Annotated in this window: 14 protein-coding genes and 1 pseudogene; 9 read left to right on the forward strand and 6 right to left on the reverse strand. The window is 65.5% G+C overall.

Annotated features, from left to right (window positions below; all coding sequences use genetic code 11):
- The first annotated feature begins 1 nt into the window (after position 1).
- From EN804_RS11075 to EN804_RS11110, 7 genes and pseudogenes are all read left to right on the forward strand, one after another.
- A complete protein-coding gene (locus tag EN804_RS11075) occupies positions 2-916 on the forward strand; it encodes a sugar phosphate isomerase/epimerase (protein WP_135919387.1) in 915 nt (304 codons plus the stop codon).
- A gap of 89 nt (positions 917-1,005) precedes the next feature.
- The gene (locus EN804_RS11080; RefSeq protein WP_135919388.1) at positions 1,006-2,040 is read left to right on the forward strand and encodes an ABC transporter substrate-binding protein; all 1,035 of its coding nucleotides are present in this window, start codon (positions 1,006-1,008) and stop codon (positions 2,038-2,040) included.
- A gap of 214 nt (positions 2,041-2,254) precedes the next feature.
- A complete protein-coding gene (locus tag EN804_RS11085; RefSeq protein ID WP_135919389.1) occupies positions 2,255-3,796 on the forward strand; it encodes a sugar ABC transporter ATP-binding protein in 1,542 nt (513 codons plus the stop codon).
- Entirely contained in the window at positions 3,793-4,764 is a 972-nt protein-coding gene (locus EN804_RS11090) for an ABC transporter permease (RefSeq protein WP_135919390.1), read from the forward strand. Before EN804_RS11085 ends, EN804_RS11090 begins: the two co-directional genes overlap by 4 nt.
- 232 nt (positions 4,765-4,996) lie before the next feature.
- Positions 4,997-5,977: an ABC transporter permease gene (locus EN804_RS11100; RefSeq protein ID WP_135882054.1), complete on the forward strand. Its 981-nt coding sequence runs from the start codon at positions 4,997-4,999 to the stop codon at positions 5,975-5,977.
- Positions 5,978-6,255: 278 nt separating this feature from the next.
- On the forward strand, positions 6,256-7,131 hold the full coding sequence (locus EN804_RS11105; protein ID WP_135919391.1) for a hypothetical protein: 876 nt from the start codon (positions 6,256-6,258) through the stop codon (positions 7,129-7,131).
- Between the two features lie 249 nt (positions 7,132-7,380).
- Positions 7,381-7,476: pseudogene (locus tag EN804_RS11110) on the forward strand (protein usg); the annotation flags it as partial.
- Positions 7,477-7,502: 26 nt separating this feature from the next.
- On the opposite strand, the gene EN804_RS11115 reads toward EN804_RS11110, so the two are convergent.
- The 3 genes from EN804_RS11115 to EN804_RS11125 form a co-directional block, all read right to left on the reverse strand.
- Positions 7,503-8,318 carry a hypothetical protein gene (locus EN804_RS11115; protein WP_127870339.1) on the reverse strand — a complete coding sequence of 272 codons (816 nt, stop codon included), beginning with the start codon at positions 8,316-8,318 and terminating at the stop codon, positions 7,503-7,505.
- A gap of 6 nt (positions 8,319-8,324) precedes the next feature.
- Complete coding sequence (locus EN804_RS11120) at positions 8,325-9,827, reverse strand: ATP-binding protein (RefSeq protein ID WP_135919392.1); 1,503 nt, start codon at positions 9,825-9,827, stop codon at positions 8,325-8,327.
- Between the two features lie 334 nt (positions 9,828-10,161).
- On the reverse strand, positions 10,162-10,854 hold the full coding sequence (locus EN804_RS11125) for a glutathione S-transferase family protein (protein WP_189524485.1): 693 nt from the start codon (positions 10,852-10,854) through the stop codon (positions 10,162-10,164).
- Positions 10,855-11,050: 196 nt separating this feature from the next.
- Here EN804_RS11125 and EN804_RS11130 point away from each other — a divergent pair, with 196 nt between their 5' ends.
- Both EN804_RS11130 and EN804_RS11135 read left to right on the forward strand, forming a co-directional pair.
- Positions 11,051-11,359, forward strand: coding sequence for a hypothetical protein (locus EN804_RS11130; RefSeq protein WP_135919393.1), 309 nt, complete (start codon positions 11,051-11,053; stop codon positions 11,357-11,359).
- 126 nt (positions 11,360-11,485) lie between these two features.
- Positions 11,486-11,857, forward strand: a complete 372-nt coding sequence (locus EN804_RS11135) for an endonuclease domain-containing protein (RefSeq protein WP_135919394.1) — start codon at positions 11,486-11,488, stop codon at positions 11,855-11,857.
- An 83-nt stretch (positions 11,858-11,940) separates the two neighbouring features.
- Here EN804_RS11135 and EN804_RS11140 read toward each other — a convergent pair whose 3' ends face one another.
- From EN804_RS11140 to EN804_RS11150, 3 genes are all read right to left on the reverse strand, one after another.
- Positions 11,941-12,771 carry an aldo/keto reductase gene (locus tag EN804_RS11140; RefSeq protein ID WP_135866085.1) on the reverse strand — a complete coding sequence of 277 codons (831 nt, stop codon included), beginning with the start codon at positions 12,769-12,771 and terminating at the stop codon, positions 11,941-11,943.
- Between the two features lie 103 nt (positions 12,772-12,874).
- Positions 12,875-13,507 carry a PQQ-binding-like beta-propeller repeat protein gene (locus EN804_RS11145; protein WP_127279056.1) on the reverse strand — a complete coding sequence of 211 codons (633 nt, stop codon included), beginning with the start codon at positions 13,505-13,507 and terminating at the stop codon, positions 12,875-12,877.
- A gap of 87 nt (positions 13,508-13,594) precedes the next feature.
- The gene (locus EN804_RS11150) at positions 13,595-14,815 is read right to left on the reverse strand and encodes a helix-turn-helix domain-containing protein (RefSeq protein ID WP_135919395.1); all 1,221 of its coding nucleotides are present in this window, start codon (positions 14,813-14,815) and stop codon (positions 13,595-13,597) included.
- Between the last annotated feature and the right edge of the window lie 112 nt (positions 14,816-14,927).

The following is a 14,927-nucleotide window of genomic DNA, read 5'->3' on the forward strand; positions in this document are numbered from 1 at the left end:
GATGAAACTTGGACTGCTCACCGCACCATTCGCGGAGACTCCGCTCGGCGAGGTCGCCGGCTGGGCAAGCTCCGTCGGCTTCGAGGCGCTGGAGATCGCCTGCTGGCCGAAAACCTCCGGCGCCACCCGCCGCTATGCTGGCACCAGCCATATCGACGCCGCCGGCACCTCGGCCTCGCAGGCGAAAGAGATTGCCGCTTCGCTGGCGGAAAAGAACATGTCCATCTCCGGCCTCGGCTACTACCCCAACCCGCTGCATCCCGATCCCGCCCACCGCGAGGCGGTCATCGGCCATCTGAAGAAGGTGATCGTGCTGGCCGCCAATATGGGCGTGCCGGTCGTCAACACCTTCTGCGGCGGCGATGCCTCCAAAACCGTCGATGTCAACTGGCAGGATGCGCTGAAAGTCTGGCCCGGGATCGTCGCCCATGCACGCGACCACGGGGTGAAGCTTGCCTTCGAGAACTGCCCGATGATCTTCAGCTATGACGAATGGCCGGGCGGGCACAACATCGCCTATTCGCCGCAAGTCTGGCGCCGCATCCTGGAGAGCTGGGGCGGCGATGTCGGCATGAATTTCGACCCCTCGCACCTGGTCTGGCAGATGATCGACCAGGCCCGCTTCATCAGGGAATTCGGCCCCTACATGCTGCATGTCCACGCCAAGGACCTGATGATTGATCATGATGGTTTGTACGAGCGCGGAATCCTTTCGGCCGGGATAGGCTGGCAGGTGCCGCGCATGCCGGGGCTGGGCGATGTCGACTGGAGCGGTTTCTTCTCCGGCCTCTACCGCGCCGGCTATGACGGCTCGGTCATCATCGAGCATGAGGACAGGCGATTTGAAGGCAGCGACGAGCAGGTGAAGCGAGGTTTCCTGCTCGCCCGCGACGTGCTGCGTCCCTTCGTCAAATGACGGCAAGGCGAGCCACTTGACTCCGTTTGTGAGTGGCACGGCTTAACGGGTTGGAACTGAACTGAAAAACAATGTGGAGGAAGACTGAAATGAAGACATATCTGACCATGGTTCCGCTGCTTGCCAGCGCCGCCCTGCTCGCCTCGGTGGGCATCTCGTCGGCGGCCGGCAAATACACGATCGGCATCTCCAACACCGTGCAGGGCAATGGCTGGCGCGAGGAGATGGTCTGCGCCATGAAGGCGCAGGCGCTCGCCTCGGGCGAAGTGGCCAAGCTCAACATCGCCCACCGCAACACCGATGCCGCCGGGCAGCTCGAAGACATCCGCAACCTGATCAGCGCCAAGGTCGACGCCATCGTCGTCAACCCCGCCGATCCGGCCGGCATCAAGGCGGGCCTCGAAGAGGCGACCAAGGCCGGCATCGTCGTCGTCGCCGTCGACCAGGCGGTCACCGAGCCGTCGGCCTACATCATTTCCAACAACCAGGAGCAGTATGCCTATCTCGGCGCCAAATGGCTGTTCGGCCAGATGGGCGGCAAGGGCGAGGTGTTCTACATGCGCGGTGCGGCCGGCGCTTCGGCCGACAGCGATCGCGACAAAGGCTTCAAGAAGGCGCTGGCCGAATTCCCCGACGTGAAGGTCGCGCAGGAAGTCTTCACCGGCTGGCAGCAGGACCAGGCCAAGCAGCAGATGCTGTCGTTCCTCGCCACCGGCACGCCGTTCAACGGCGTATGGACCTCCGGCATCGACAACGTCATCGTCGACGCGCTGGTCGAATCGCAGGCGCCGCTGGTGCCGGTCGTCGGCGCCGACAATGCCGGCTTCGTCGGCCAGTTGAGCTCGGTCAAGGGCCTCGTCGGTGCCGCCGTCACCAACCCCGGCTCGATCGGCGGTGCCGGCGTGACGCTGGCCCTGCAGATCCTCGACGGCAAGAAGCCGGCCCAGCAGACCGTGCTGGTCGACCCGCAGCTCTGGGACAACGCCACCGACGAAGGCAAGGCCAAGCTGAAGGCGGCCGCCGACCCGTCGCTGAGCCCCGAATGGCCGGTCTCGATCTCGATCCCGGACTGGACGACCTACACCAAGGAGCAGATCGTGGCCTGCAAGGGGCCGGGGGAGTAAGGCTGAGGTTTGCCAACGGACCATCCGTCGGCGCTGCCCCTCACTGTCCTGCCGGACATCTCTCCCCGTAAACGGGGAGAGAGAAGCTGGCCGCAATGCCGGCGACAAGCCCCCCTCTCCCCGTCACTATACGGGGAGAGGATGCCGGCAGGCAGGTGAGGGGCGGCGCCGACATTTCTAATTATTCGACCTCATAAATCGAGAACCAATCAATTTGACCACCAGCCCCCTCCTCGACGCCACGGGCGTCGCCAAGAACTACGGCGCGGTCGCCGCCCTGCGCAATGCGTCGCTGTCCGTCCTGCCGGGCGAGGTGCATGCGTTGATGGGGGCCAACGGCGCCGGCAAGTCGACGCTGCTGAAGATCCTGACCGGGGCCATATCGGCCAATGCCGGGCGCATCCTGATCCGTGGCGAGGCGCGCGACATACGCTCGCCGGCGGCCGCGCGCCGCGCCGGGCTGTTGCCGGTCTACCAGGAGCCGTCGCTGATCCCCGATCTCGACGTGCTGTCCAATCTGCGGCTCACCGGAACGCCGGTCGAGCCGTTCCGCGCCTGGGTGCGCGAACTCGGCATCGCCGACCTCGACCTGCGCGACAGCGCGCGCGACATTCCATTGGCCGTGCTGCGGGTGCTTGATCTGGCCCGGGCGCTCGCCGTTGAACCCGACGTGCTGCTGCTCGACGAGATGACCGCGGCGCTGCCCGCCAACCTTGCCGAAAAGGTGCTGGAAGTGGTCCGCCGCCAGGGTGACGCCGGCCGCGCGGTGATCTTCATCTCCCATCGCTTCGTCGAAATCGCAGCCCTTTGCGACCGCGCCACCGTGCTGCGCGACGGCGAGACCGTCGGCGTCGTCGACATCGTGCCGGGCGTCGAGGAAAAGATCGTCGAGCTGATGCTGGGCACCCGCATCGAAAAGGCCAAGGTCGCCGCCCGAAGCGTCAGCGAGAAGGCGGCATCCGCCCCTGCCCGACCGCGCATCACCGTGAAAAACCTGCGCGTCGGCATCAAGCTCGGCGATGTCTCCTTCGATCTCGCCGATGGCGAAGTGGCCGGCGTCGTCGCGCTCGAAGGCCAGGGCCAGGACGAGCTGTTCGCCGCCCTTGCCGGCTCGATCCGGCCATCCGGCGGCACGATCGAGGTCGACGGCCAGGCAGTAAAATTCTCACATCCGATCGACGCCATCCGATCGGGGATCGCCTATGTGCCCGGCGACCGTTCCGAGGCGCTCGCCATGCAGCGCTCGGTGCGTGAGAACATTGCACTCCCTTTCAGCGCCGCCCTGCGCAACTGGGGGCCTATTCATATGCGTAAGGAGCGCGCCACGGTGCAGAGCGCCATCCAGCGCCTGCAGATCGACACCCGCGCCCAGGGCGAGGTGCAGCGCCTGTCCGGCGGCAACCAGCAGAAGGTGACCATCGCGCGCTGGATCGCGGCGGACGCCCGCACCATCCTGTGCTTCGATCCGACACGCGGCATCGATGTCGGCACCAAGCAGGAGATCTATAAATTGCTGCGCGAACTCGCCGGCCACGGCAAGTCGGTGCTGTTCTACACCTCGGAACTCGAAGAGGTGCAGCGCGTCTGCGACCGCGTCATCGTCATCTTCGGCGGCCGTCTCGTTGACATCTTTCCGGTCGAGGAAGCGGACGAACCGGCGCTGATGCGGGCCGCCTACGGCCTGCCGCGCGGCGCCAAGGCCGATATCGGCATCCTGGCCGATCCCCAGTCCCCGTCTTCGGGGACGATATCATGAACCATTTCCTGCGCCGCCAAGGCTGGGTGTCAGGCCTGTTCGCCTTGCTGATCATTCTGTTCATCGTCACAAAACTGATCCAGCCCGGTTATGGCAGTGGCGATTTCGGCTCGCTGGCGCGGGCGGTACTGCCTTACGCCTTTGCCGTCGCGGCCCAGACCGTTGTCGTCATCGCCGGCGGCATCGACCTCTCGGTCGCCGCCATGATGGCGCTGACCAGCGTCACCGCCGCCTCGATGATGGCGGGCGCCAGCGAGGAATACGCGCTGTTCGTCGTGCCCTTCGTGCTCGCCATGGGTTTTGTGCTGGGCGCCCTCAACGGCCTGCTCATCGTCGTCACCCGCGTGCCCGACATCGTCGTTACGCTCGCCATGCTGTTCGTGCTGCAAGGGGCGGCCCTGCTGGTGCTCGGCGCGCCGGGCGGCGCCGCGGCAGAATGGCTGAAGGCGATGATCTCGGGCACCGTGCCGATACCGGGCCTGCCCGACGCCATCGACGCCTGGCTGCCCAAGGCGCTGCTGGTGCTGATCGTCTGCCTCTGCGTCATCTGGGTCCCGCTCCGGCGCTCGCGCCTCGGCCTTTCCATCTACGCCATCGGCTCGAGCGAGCTGGCGGCGTTCCGCAGCGGCGTGCCTGTCGCTCGCACAAGGGTCATCGCCTACGCGCTGTCCGGGCTGTTCGCGGCCATGGGCGGGCTGGCGCTGACCATGAGCACCGGCATCGGCGCTCCCATTCCCGGCCCCTATCTGCTCGCCAGCGTCGCCGCCGTGGTGCTGGGCGGCGTTGCGCTCGGCGGCGGCAAGGGCGGCCTGCTCGGCCCCATCGTCGCCGTCTTCGTGCTGCGCCTGGTGCGCACGGACCTGACGCTGCTCGCCATCGACCCCAACGTCACCGCCATCATCGAAGGCCTGATCATGGTCGCCGTGGTGATGTTCGGCGCGTTTATCACGATGCGGGGGCGGCAATGATGGGAGAGAGAAATATAGAGCGTAGCGCTCTACGGCGCCCCCCTCTGGCCTGCCGGCCATCTCCCCCACTTGTGGGGAGATTGGCTGTTGTTGCGGCTTTCGCCAATCTTCAACGTTGCAGAAAAGAGTGGGGCGCCAAAGCGGCCAATCTCCCCCCTTGTGGGGGAGATGTCCGGCAGGACAGAGGGGGGCGCCGTAGAGCGCTACCCTCCCAGAACATCGGACCCACCCCATGAGCACATCAGCGATCACCCCCGTCCCCCTCGGCCGCCGTCTAAAACGCTTCATGGCCGACCGGCCGCTCATCCCGCTGATCATCCTGCTGGTCATCCTGGTGGTGATCCTGCAGATCCTGCGTCCCGGCATCGTCAACGAGCGCTGGATCGCCAACACCATCAAATTCGCCATTCCGCTGGCGATCCTTGCCGGCTGCCAGACCATGACCATGTTGACCGGCGGCATCGACCTGTCGGTCGGCACGGTGGCGACGATGAGCGCCTTCATCATGGCGACGCAGATCGTCAGCCAGGACCCGGCGGTGGCGTTCCTGCTGGCGATGATGCCGGCGGTGCTGATCGGCCTCGTCAACGGCATCGGCGTCGGTGTCTTCCGCGTCCACCCGCTGATCATGACGCTGGGCACCAGCCTGATCGGCACCGGCTGTCTGCAGGTCTATCAGCGCACGGTGATCGCGTCGGGTGCCAAGATCCCCGACTTCCTCGCTTGGCTGGGCACCGGCGTCACCTACGGCTTCCCCAACGCGCTGCTGCTCTTCGTGCCGCTGGCCGCGCTCATCGTCTTCACGCTCGCCCGCACCGGCTTCGGCCGCCTGCTCTACGCCGTCGGCGACAATGAGCGCGCGACGCGTCTGTCGGGCGTGCAATACTGGCAGGTCATAACGGCGCTCTACGTCACCTCAAGCGTGCTCGCCGGCATCACCGGCCTGCTCTATATCGGCCTGATCAAGGCCCCTTCCCTGTCGCTCGCCGAACCGCTGGTGCTGCCTTCGGTGGCCGCCGCCGTCATCGGCGGCACCTCCATCTTCGGCGGCCGCGGCGGCTACACCGGCACCATCATCGGCGCGCTGATCCTCACCGTGCTGACGACGCTCCTGACCATCCTGCAGATGCCGGAGGGGGCTAGAAGGATCTTGTTCGGGTTGATCGTGCTGTTCGTCACGGCGGCCTATTTGCGGATCGTCGAGGAGCGGTGAAAGGATCCCGCGAAGGCCACCGTTTTGGATCATCAAGCAATCCAGTGCCTGCGCACAAGAGATAAGCGGCGAAAGGATCGATTTTGAGAAACTCGCCGCTTCCGTATTTTTGCCAACTATATTAGTCCTTGTTGAAGTGTATTGGCGTGATGCCATTGGATACCACTATTTGTTTTCGGCCAGCGTTCACTTTGAACCATTGATTAACCGCCTATGCTTCATTCTGTGAATCGCATGCACAAGGCATGTGAAACACGAGAGCTTGCTCGATGCGGATCATGCCGGATCTCACCGTTACGATACAGAAGCTGATGTCGGCCAAGAGCGGCTTTGCAGGCGCCAACCAGCCCGCGTTCGCGAAAGCAGGCACGGCGCTGCGGACCGAGCCTCCTGTCATTCGTCCGGGTGCAACAGGTGATGAGGACGACGCCGAATACGATCCGTTCGGCAGCTTTGGCCAGGCCGCTGGGGCGCAGGCGTCTTCACCCATCAGTGCAACGTCCACCACGACGGCACAAGACCGTTATTTGCGCGCGGGCGAAGCCAACTTTGACGAACTCCAAGCGGAGTATACACGCTTCATCGGCTCGATGGTCGAGGCAGACCGCCGACACGAAGATTCCACCGTTGCGCGCAACTTCATCCCCACGGGCGAGACACCGGAAACGGTGATGGCGATGGGAGAACATGACTATATGTGGGCCGTCCAGGACGAAATGGAGGCCGCTGCCGACCGCAGCCCGCAGGCGCAGGCCAACAAGGCGATCAGCAACCAGAGCCTGACCTACGGTGATGCCGGCAGGATGACTTCCGATGCCCTGTTCAGCCTGCAGAAGGCATTGCCAGCTTTGAACAGCGCCTTGGCGAGTGTCACCCCCGAGGCCATTGAAAAGCGCCTGCAAGGCATCGGCGACGACTCGAAACGCCAGCTTCTCGCGCAGCAACTGGCCAGGAACGATATGCTCTTTGCCAAGAGCAATCTGCGCTACGTCGCCAGGATAGTCAAAGGCATCGAGGGTGGCCCCAACAAGGTGACTGGCGACATCCTGCTCAAGAACGACCAAGGCCAGTACCAGCTGGGCGATTTCTCGATTTCGTTCAAGGGCGATGTGTTGCTGACCTCCAAGGACAAGTTCAAGGCATTCACCGGCTGAGCTTGTCCGAGGCGCCGGCGTCTTGACGGCAACCAACCGATCGCTGGAACTATGGCCTGGCGCCCGAACAATATCGAAAGAAGTGGAGCTGCCTTCCAACTGCCCGATGGTGGCGCCCGGCGGCCCGATAGCCAAGTTTATCCTCGATATCTAGGAGTTCATTGCGACCACGCATGGGGCCTCCTGCAGATCGAGTATCCCGCCGTCCATGACGCGTGCTGCGTCGCGGCCGCGCGCCACCCCGAGCGCTTGGAGGGACCGCTTCACTCCGTCCACATCGCCCACCACCGGCTCATCACCCCATCGGAATGGCGAGCGGTCGACGGTGTTATCACCGTCCAGTAAGGGCGGCGTCGTTGCGCACGCAGGCCTCACCAGAAGCCGATGAACGACCTCAATATCGCCGCGGGACCGATCGCCTGCCTGCAGGTCATGCGAAATCCGGCCCGGCCCGTTGCCTCAAGCACGTCGTCGTCGATATCGCGCAGGATTCTGTGCGCATTGCGCCAGCCGATCCTGGCCAACGCGGCTGCCAGATCCGCCCGCGAGGGGTTAAACAGGCTCTCGTTGGCGGCCGGGTCCCCGGACCGGTCGATGTCATTGCTCGAGACAAGCGCGTGGCGTGGAATTGTCACGTCGGTGCTGGCTTCGAACGGCGTGGACAGATCGAGGAAACGGGAAATGGAACTCAGGCAAAGGGCCGGGGTCGCGACGAGTTGCTCATAGCATACGAAATGCACGGGCGTGCCGGTGCGGCGCAGCGCCTCCATAGCAAAGTAGAACTGGTTCCAGTAGTCGGCGGGTGCGCGGAACCTGTATTCCATCTGCGGCCGCGTGAAATCCTGCCTGATTTCGAAAGGCTGGTTCAGGAACGAACCGAAATGTTTGGCCGGCCTCAAAATGCTGTTGTGCCTGGTGAAACGGAACCAGGACAGGAGCTGAGTGATCGGGTCCTTGCTCATGACAATGATGGGCAAGTCGCCATATTGCAGCGCGCGCCCGTTCATCAGGGCCGGAAAGATCCCATGCTTCCAAAAACCCTGGTCAAAGACGACGGGCACGCCGAGATAGGCCTCGACCAGATGTTTTGCGAGATTCGTGCCCGATTTCGGCGTCCCCATGATGCGGATCCGGGCGACAGTGCCGCCGGCCTGCGTCCGCGATCCACCGGGACCTGGGCTAGTCATCGGCCCTCACAGCGCCAGGCTGCCCTGCTCCGCCGCCTCGGCGTTGGGGTCGCCCGGCGCGGTGGCCCAGGCGAGTTCGACCAGCGTCACCGTGCGCTTTCCCGTGCCATCGAGCTGGCAGACGATGAGGCCCTGCTCCTCGATATAGGTCAGCAGCCGCCGGGCCCGGCGCATGGAGTGCGACCCATAGGCGCGGGCGATCGCGCCATCGCTCGGGCACGGCCAGCCCTCCTTCGCCGCGCGCGCGATCATCATGAACACGCCCTGCATGTCCTCTGGCAGCAGTGAGGCGCGCACCGAAACATCCCGCCACGCGTCATCCTCGGCCATGTCGGACCCCACCCCGGCACGGGCGCGTGTCAGCATGCGGCGAAATTCCTGGAGATCGGGCATGACCGAAGCCAGTCCCTCGATGCGGCAGCGCACGACGAATTCCTGGTAGAGGACGCCGATGACGCGAAATCCCGCATCGGGTTCGGCCAGGATGGCGCGCAGGATGCGGTCCATCCGCTCGCGCCGTTCGGCCAGATCCTCGGCGCTGGGCGCGGGCTCGGCCGGTTCGGGCCGAATGTCGCGCGGCGCCGATTTCGCCGCCATCAGCTGCTCCAGCAGATCCGGCGACGCCACCCGGCGCGGCGCGCGCATCGTCTCGGGCGGCGGGGCGGCCAGGATGATCGCGCGGGCGTCCTCGAGAGCGGATTCCGGCATCGCCATCAGCCTGGGCGTGCCGTTGCGCGGGCTGGTGTCGGTCGGGCCGATGCGTAGGCCGAGCGGGCGGCGCGACAGCGCCGGCCCCAGCGCCATGAACTGTCCGCGCTCCAGGTCGCGAAAGGCCTCCGCTTGCCGCCGCTCCATGCCGAGCAGATCGGCGGCGCGCGCCATGTCGATATCGAGGAAGGTGCGGCCCATGAGGAAGTTGGAGGCTTCCGCCGCGACGTTCTTGGCGAGCTTGGCCAGCCGCTGCGTGGCGATGATGCCGGCAAGCCCGCGCTTGCGGCCACGGCACATCAGATTGGTCATGGCGCCGAGCGAGAGTTTTCGCGCTTCGTCGGAAACCTCGCCGGCCACCGCCGGCGCGAAAAGCTGCGCCTCATCGACCACCACCAGCATCGGGTACCAATGGTCGCGCGCGACCTCGAACAGCCCGCCAAGGAAGGCAGCGGCGCGCCGCATCTGGTTCTCGGCGTCGAGCCCTTCGAGGTTGAGCACTGTCGAGACGCGGTGGATGCGCGCCCGCTCGCCGGCCGCCTGCAGGCCGCGCTCGGTGTGCTCCTCGGCATCGATCACCAGATGGCCGTAACGCTCGCCCAGCGAAACGAAGTCGCCTTCTGGGTCGATGATGGTCTGCTGCACCCAGGGCGCGCTCTGTTCGAGCAGGCGCCGCAACAGATGCGACTTGCCGGAGCCCGAATTGCCCTGCACCAGCAGGCGGGTCGCCAGCAGCTCCTCGAGATCGAGCTTCGCCGGAGCGCCCGCCGTCGTGTGTCCCATCTCGATCGCAACGGTCATGCCAGACTCATCGGCTCCTTCGCAGACGGGCTTATCAACCCGATCGCGGCCCGTCGAGCCGCGCAGGCCAAGCGATTCGCGTTGCGCACAGCCGAGACAATGATGACGTGGCCACCATGGACGGCCGCAAACCGGCGCGCCGCCTGCCGGTTACCGCCTCGGGCCTGTGGATAGTAACCCCCTGTTCACCATGGGCCGGCGTTCCGATTGCGGGCACCAGGCATCCGCCTAACCTGACCCTGCATCGTGCCCCAACGTGATGCACCCAACGCCCCAAATGGCGGCCGGCGTCTTCAAGTTCCTCTGTGTATGCGCCGGTCGTCAGGTCTGTCCGTCACCTCATCGCATCCTGCCGTGGCACCGGCGGCAAGCGCGGTGCGGCCAGTCCCTTGAAGGGATCACGCCAGGCTTCGACGGCTTCGAGCCGGCGATACCAGCGGGCAAGAGCGGGATAATCACCGAGCGGCAGCCCGGCGACGTCGTTGAACGGCAGGAACGTCGCCATGCGGAAGTCGGCATAGGAGACCGAGTTGCCGACCAGCCATTGCCTGCCGACAAGCGCAGTCTCCAGGATCGCCGCCGTCGCTTGAAAAAGCTTCAGCCCCTCCTCGACCAACTGATGATCGATTGGGCCCAGCCCGTAGCGCTGCTTGGTGCCGCGCTCGAAATGCACCATGTCGCAGGCCCGCGCGAAATTCTCCTTGCCCCAGCTCAGCCAGCGGATCATGTCGGGCTCATCCTCACCGCCGCGCCAGAAATCCGAACCCATGTCGCGCGACAACCGGCAGGCTATGGCGTCGGCCTCCCACAAGCTGCCGCCCGGCCACGCCAGTATGGGCAGGGAAAGGTTGGGATTAAGCGGCCGGAACCGCTCGGCTTGCCCCGGCGCGAACGGCGATGCGAATTCGAAGGTCAGCCTCGCCCCGAGATGACGCGCCACCGCGACCGCCAGGCGCGGATTGGGATTGCGGCTGAAGAACAGTTTTGTTCCCACCCCAGCCGGCATCGCCTCGACCCTGTCACTCATGAATGCTCTCCTTGTCCCCGGCGACCACCGCCAGATCAAGGACGGATGCGGCTGGCGCAATCCGACAAATCATACATCCCGCGGGAGCGGGCGGAACGAACAGCCCATCGAAACAGGATGGTCGCGCAAAGTTTGGGTTGACCGTCTCCGATGGCGAGGCGACACTTCATCCCGCAGCAAGGCAGGAGGAAGAACGATGGATGAGCCCGACCGCTGGCGCCACATGTCGAACGCGCCGAAAGACGGCAGCCGGATCCTCGTTACGGTCCGCCCATCCGAACAGGGGCCGGCGGAAGTCGACCTTGCCTACTGGTCACGCGCCGATCAATTCGGTGAGGAAGGCTGGCGCGCTTCCGATTCCTCGCCTGGCCGCGTCGTCGAATATGCCGAGCCGGAGCTGAAATGCTGGATGCCGATGCCCTCGGCCAATCTCAGCCGGGGCGCCTCGATGCCGGCGCCCTGGGAAGGCGACGACGCGCAGCAGCTGGACGGCTCGGGGATTTAGCGCTCTTCCTCCCCTCTGCGATTGGCGAAATCGCCGAAACCGCCAATCTCCCCCCTCGTGGGGGAGATGTCCGGCAGGACAGAGGGGCGCCGTAGAGCGCCAACCTCAATCACAATCGAAACTGCCATGCCTCATACGCCATTGCCGCCGCAGAACCGAGCGAATGCTCGATCGATGCGCAAAGTCATGACCGACGAGGAGTTGAAGCTCTGGAATGAACTTCGCGCGCATCGGCTGATGGGGCTTGGCTTTCGAAGACAATTTCCGATTGCCGGCTATATCGCCGACTTTGCGTGCCCGCAGAAGAAGCTCGTCGTCGAACTCGATGGATCGCAGCATGGTGATGCAGATCTTGCAGTGAACGACACTGTCAGGACGAGGCGTCTGGAGCAGGACGGCTGGACCGTGCTCCGGTTTTGGAATGACGATGTCATCCGCGACATCGACAATGTCAGCCAGCATATTGTCATCATGGCGGGTTTGGGTGGTATCGAATGAAAGGCTGGCGGGACAGCGCCCCCCTCTGCCCTGCCGGGCATCTCCCCCACGAGGGGGGGAGATTGGCAGCTTCGGCGCCAGCTTTAAAACAAGAACGCCGCCGTCGCCGGGTTCGGACCGCCGCGGCCGTCGGCCGAATCCATGCCCGCGATCGTCTTCAGGTCCTGCGCGTCCAGTTCGAAATCGAAGACGTCGAAATTGGCCGCGATGCGATCCTGGCGGATCGATTTCGGGATGACGATCAGCCCCTGCTGGAGATGCCAGCGGATCATGGTCTGCGCGGCGGATTTCCCATGCTTCTTGGCAATGCCCGCAATGGTCGGGTCGCCGAGCAGCTTGCCGCTGCCCAGCGGGCTCCAGCTTTCCGTATGGATGTCGTGTTTGGCATGGAATTCCCTGAGCGCACGCTGCTGGAAACGCGGATGCAGTTCCACCTGGTTGACGCTTGGCACCACGCCCGTCTCGCCGATGATGCGCTCCAGATGATCAGGATTGAAATTCGAGACGCCGATCGACTTGATGCGGCCGGCCTGCTTCAACTCGACGAGCGTCTTCCAGGCCTCGACATATTTGTCCTGGCTGGGCACCGGCCAATGGATCAGGAACAGGTCGAGCTGCTCGACGCCGAGCTTCTTCATCGTGTCGTCGAAGGCGCGCAGCGCCGCATCGCGCTGGTGGGCGCCGTTGCGCAGTTTCGAGGTGATGAACAGCTCTGCTGCCGGCACGCCGGCGGCGCGGATCGCCTCGCCGACCCCTTCCTCGTTCTGGTAGCCCTCGGCGGTATCGATCAGCCGGTAGCCGGCCTCGATCGCCCAGCCCACCACTTGCGCGGTGATGTCGTGATCGACCTGCCACACGCCAAGGCCAAGCTGGGGAATGGCGGCGCCGTCGTTCAACGTGATCTGTTGGGGCATGGTCTGGTCCTTTTGCGGGGGGATGGTCCAGCCTATCTAGGCTCGACGCCGCGCAACGGCCAGTCGCCGGGGGAAAATTCGCCGGGGGAAAATTCGTGTCCCTTCACCTCGGCCGGCGCACCGCCCTCACCACGCCGGCGTTTCCGCTGCCGCAGAAGAGGCGGTCGCCGCCATCGGATTCCAGCCCCGAGACGCCCATGCCGGCAGGCATGTCGAGCTTCTCCAGAACCTTGCCCGTTTGCGGGTCGACGCGGCGCAGATCGCTCTCGTCGCCCTCCCAGGTGGCGTGCCACAATTCGCCGTCGACCCAGGTCACCCCTGTGACGAAACGGTTGGATTCGATGGTGCGCAGGATTTTTCCGGTCTCGGGATCGATCTGGTGGATCTTGCGCTCCCGGTGCTGCCCCACCCACAGCGTGCCCTCGGCCCAGGTCAGCCCGGAATCGCCGCCATTGCCGGGTGCCGGAATGGTGGAAAGCACCTCGCCCGTATCGGGATCGATCTTCTGGATGCGGTCCTTGGCGAGCTGGAAGAAATGCCGGCCGTCATAGGCGGTGCCGGCATGCGCGGCGACATCGATCGAACGCAACGCCTGTCCGCTCTCCGGATCGAAGGCGTTCAGCCTGTCGCCCGAGGCGAACCAGACGTTCTTGCCGTCAAAGCTCACCCCGGCCACCGTCTTGGCGCCGGGAAAAGGTCCGTATTCCCTCAGGATTTCGGCCGCCGAATGCTTCATGTCTTTGTCCTCGATGGTGGTCGTCATCCCGCTGACTTCTGGGGATCATGTTCCAAGGTGTGTCGAGATTCTGAATATCAACACACCTTAGCCATCTGGCAGCGGCGCGGGGAGTAACAAGGTGGTCGTGAATCCAGCCACCGGCGGCGTCATCCAGCGGCGCGCCCGGCCATGGCCGAACGACTGCACCTTGCCGGCCTCGGCAAGCGGCTCGAGCGCCCTCTGCACGCTGCGCTGGCCGGTTCCGAGCGCCAGCGCCAGGGCCGAGCTCGACCAGGCCTCGCCATCGGCGAGCAAGGCAAGCACGGCCGCGTGCCGCTCCTCGATCGGCCGCGCCAGCACCATCACCGCGTGCGCCTGGCGCGGCGCCAGCGTGAAGCCATGCTTGGTGGCGCTGATGCCGGCCAGTGCGCGAAGCTCGGCGCGCAGCCGCCCGATCTCGACGCGCAGGCGCGCGCGATGCGATTCATCGGCATGCTTGCCGCCGAAGGCCCTCGCCACGAGTTCCCCCCGCGACACGTCCCCCGGCCATGCTTCGGCGAGCGTCCGCGCCAAGGCGAAGAGCACAGGCCGGCTCGCCAGCGAGATCGTGACCCCGCCGCCGCGCACGGCGTAGCGGAAGGCATCGACGACCAGCGCCGGCGATCCCTGCAACGCCTCGACCTCCTCGAGCAGCAGCGGCTGCTCCCTGCCTCGCGCGATCAGCCGCGCCGCGGGCGTCTCGAGCGCCTGGCTTGCGCTCTCGACCTCCGCGATGAGACCTGGAATGCCGGCTATGCGGGCGGCATGGCGCGCCCACTCCAGCGCTGCGCGCGCCGGCCTGGTTCGCAGACGCCGCATGGCGATGCCGGCGACGGCAAGCTCGTGCGCCGCCCTGGCCGCCGGCGGAAGCGGTGCCGGGTCGAGCCCGGCCAGCACATGCTCGGCCTCGTCGAGGCGGCCGATCAAGAGCAGCCGCCGTACCTTGAGATGGCCGGCATGCGCCGCGTTCAGCCGGTCGCCATGCTTTTCCAGCGCCGCGCGTGCCGCGTCGAGCGCCTTGGCCGGCCAGCCGAGGTCACGCGAGACCAGCGCGATCTCGGCCTCCGCGACGACGCAGCGGGCGCGCGCGACGGCCTCTTTCGGGCTGAAGGCACGCGCGGCCCGTCGCAGCAGCGCCTTGGCGCGATCGAAGTCGCCAAGCTGCGCCATGGCGATGCCGCGCAGCGCCAGCGCCGGCGCATCCTCGCGCAGGGCGACGCGGTCGAGCGCGCCGAGCGCATCGCCCGAAGCCAGCGCCAGCGCCGCCGCGTTGATCAGAGAGTCCATTCAAATCCCGTCACACTTGTAACTCCCACCTCGGCGCGGCGCCGCCCTACCTTAAGTCGGTACCGTCAACCAGCAAGTCGTGCCGGCAATGACGGCACGCAAGGGAGAACCA

The organism is Mesorhizobium sp. M8A.F.Ca.ET.161.01.1.1 (assembly GCF_004792105.1).
Classification (GTDB): Bacteria; Pseudomonadota; Alphaproteobacteria; order Rhizobiales; family Rhizobiaceae; genus Mesorhizobium.

Bases quoted from the DNA above. Each gene is read 5' to 3' on its own strand.
- EN804_RS11075 (WP_135919387.1), top strand. From the start codon at position 2: ATGAAACTTGGACTGCTCACCGCACCATTCGCGGAGACTCCGCTCGGC.
- EN804_RS11080 (WP_135919388.1), top strand. From the start codon at position 1,006: ATGAAGACATATCTGACCATGGTTCCGCTGCTTGCCAGCGCCGCCCTG.
- EN804_RS11090 (WP_135919390.1), top strand. From the start codon at position 3,793: ATGAACCATTTCCTGCGCCGCCAAGGCTGGGTGTCAGGCCTGTTCGCC.
- EN804_RS11100 (WP_135882054.1), top strand. From the start codon at position 4,997: ATGAGCACATCAGCGATCACCCCCGTCCCCCTCGGCCGCCGTCTAAAA.
- EN804_RS11105 (WP_135919391.1), top strand. From the start codon at position 6,256: ATGCCGGATCTCACCGTTACGATACAGAAGCTGATGTCGGCCAAGAGC.
- EN804_RS11115 (WP_127870339.1), bottom strand. From the start codon at position 8,318: ATGACTAGCCCAGGTCCCGGTGGATCGCGGACGCAGGCCGGCGGCACT.
- EN804_RS11120 (WP_135919392.1), bottom strand. From the start codon at position 9,827: ATGACCGTTGCGATCGAGATGGGACACACGACGGCGGGCGCTCCGGCG.
- EN804_RS11125 (WP_189524485.1), bottom strand. From the start codon at position 10,854: ATGAGTGACAGGGTCGAGGCGATGCCGGCTGGGGTGGGAACAAAACTG.
- EN804_RS11130 (WP_135919393.1), top strand. From the start codon at position 11,051: ATGGATGAGCCCGACCGCTGGCGCCACATGTCGAACGCGCCGAAAGAC.
- EN804_RS11135 (WP_135919394.1), top strand. From the start codon at position 11,486: ATGCCTCATACGCCATTGCCGCCGCAGAACCGAGCGAATGCTCGATCG.
- EN804_RS11140 (WP_135866085.1), bottom strand. From the start codon at position 12,771: ATGCCCCAACAGATCACGTTGAACGACGGCGCCGCCATTCCCCAGCTT.
- EN804_RS11145 (WP_127279056.1), bottom strand. From the start codon at position 13,507: ATGAAGCATTCGGCGGCCGAAATCCTGAGGGAATACGGACCTTTTCCC.
- EN804_RS11150 (WP_135919395.1), bottom strand. From the start codon at position 14,815: ATGGACTCTCTGATCAACGCGGCGGCGCTGGCGCTGGCTTCGGGCGAT.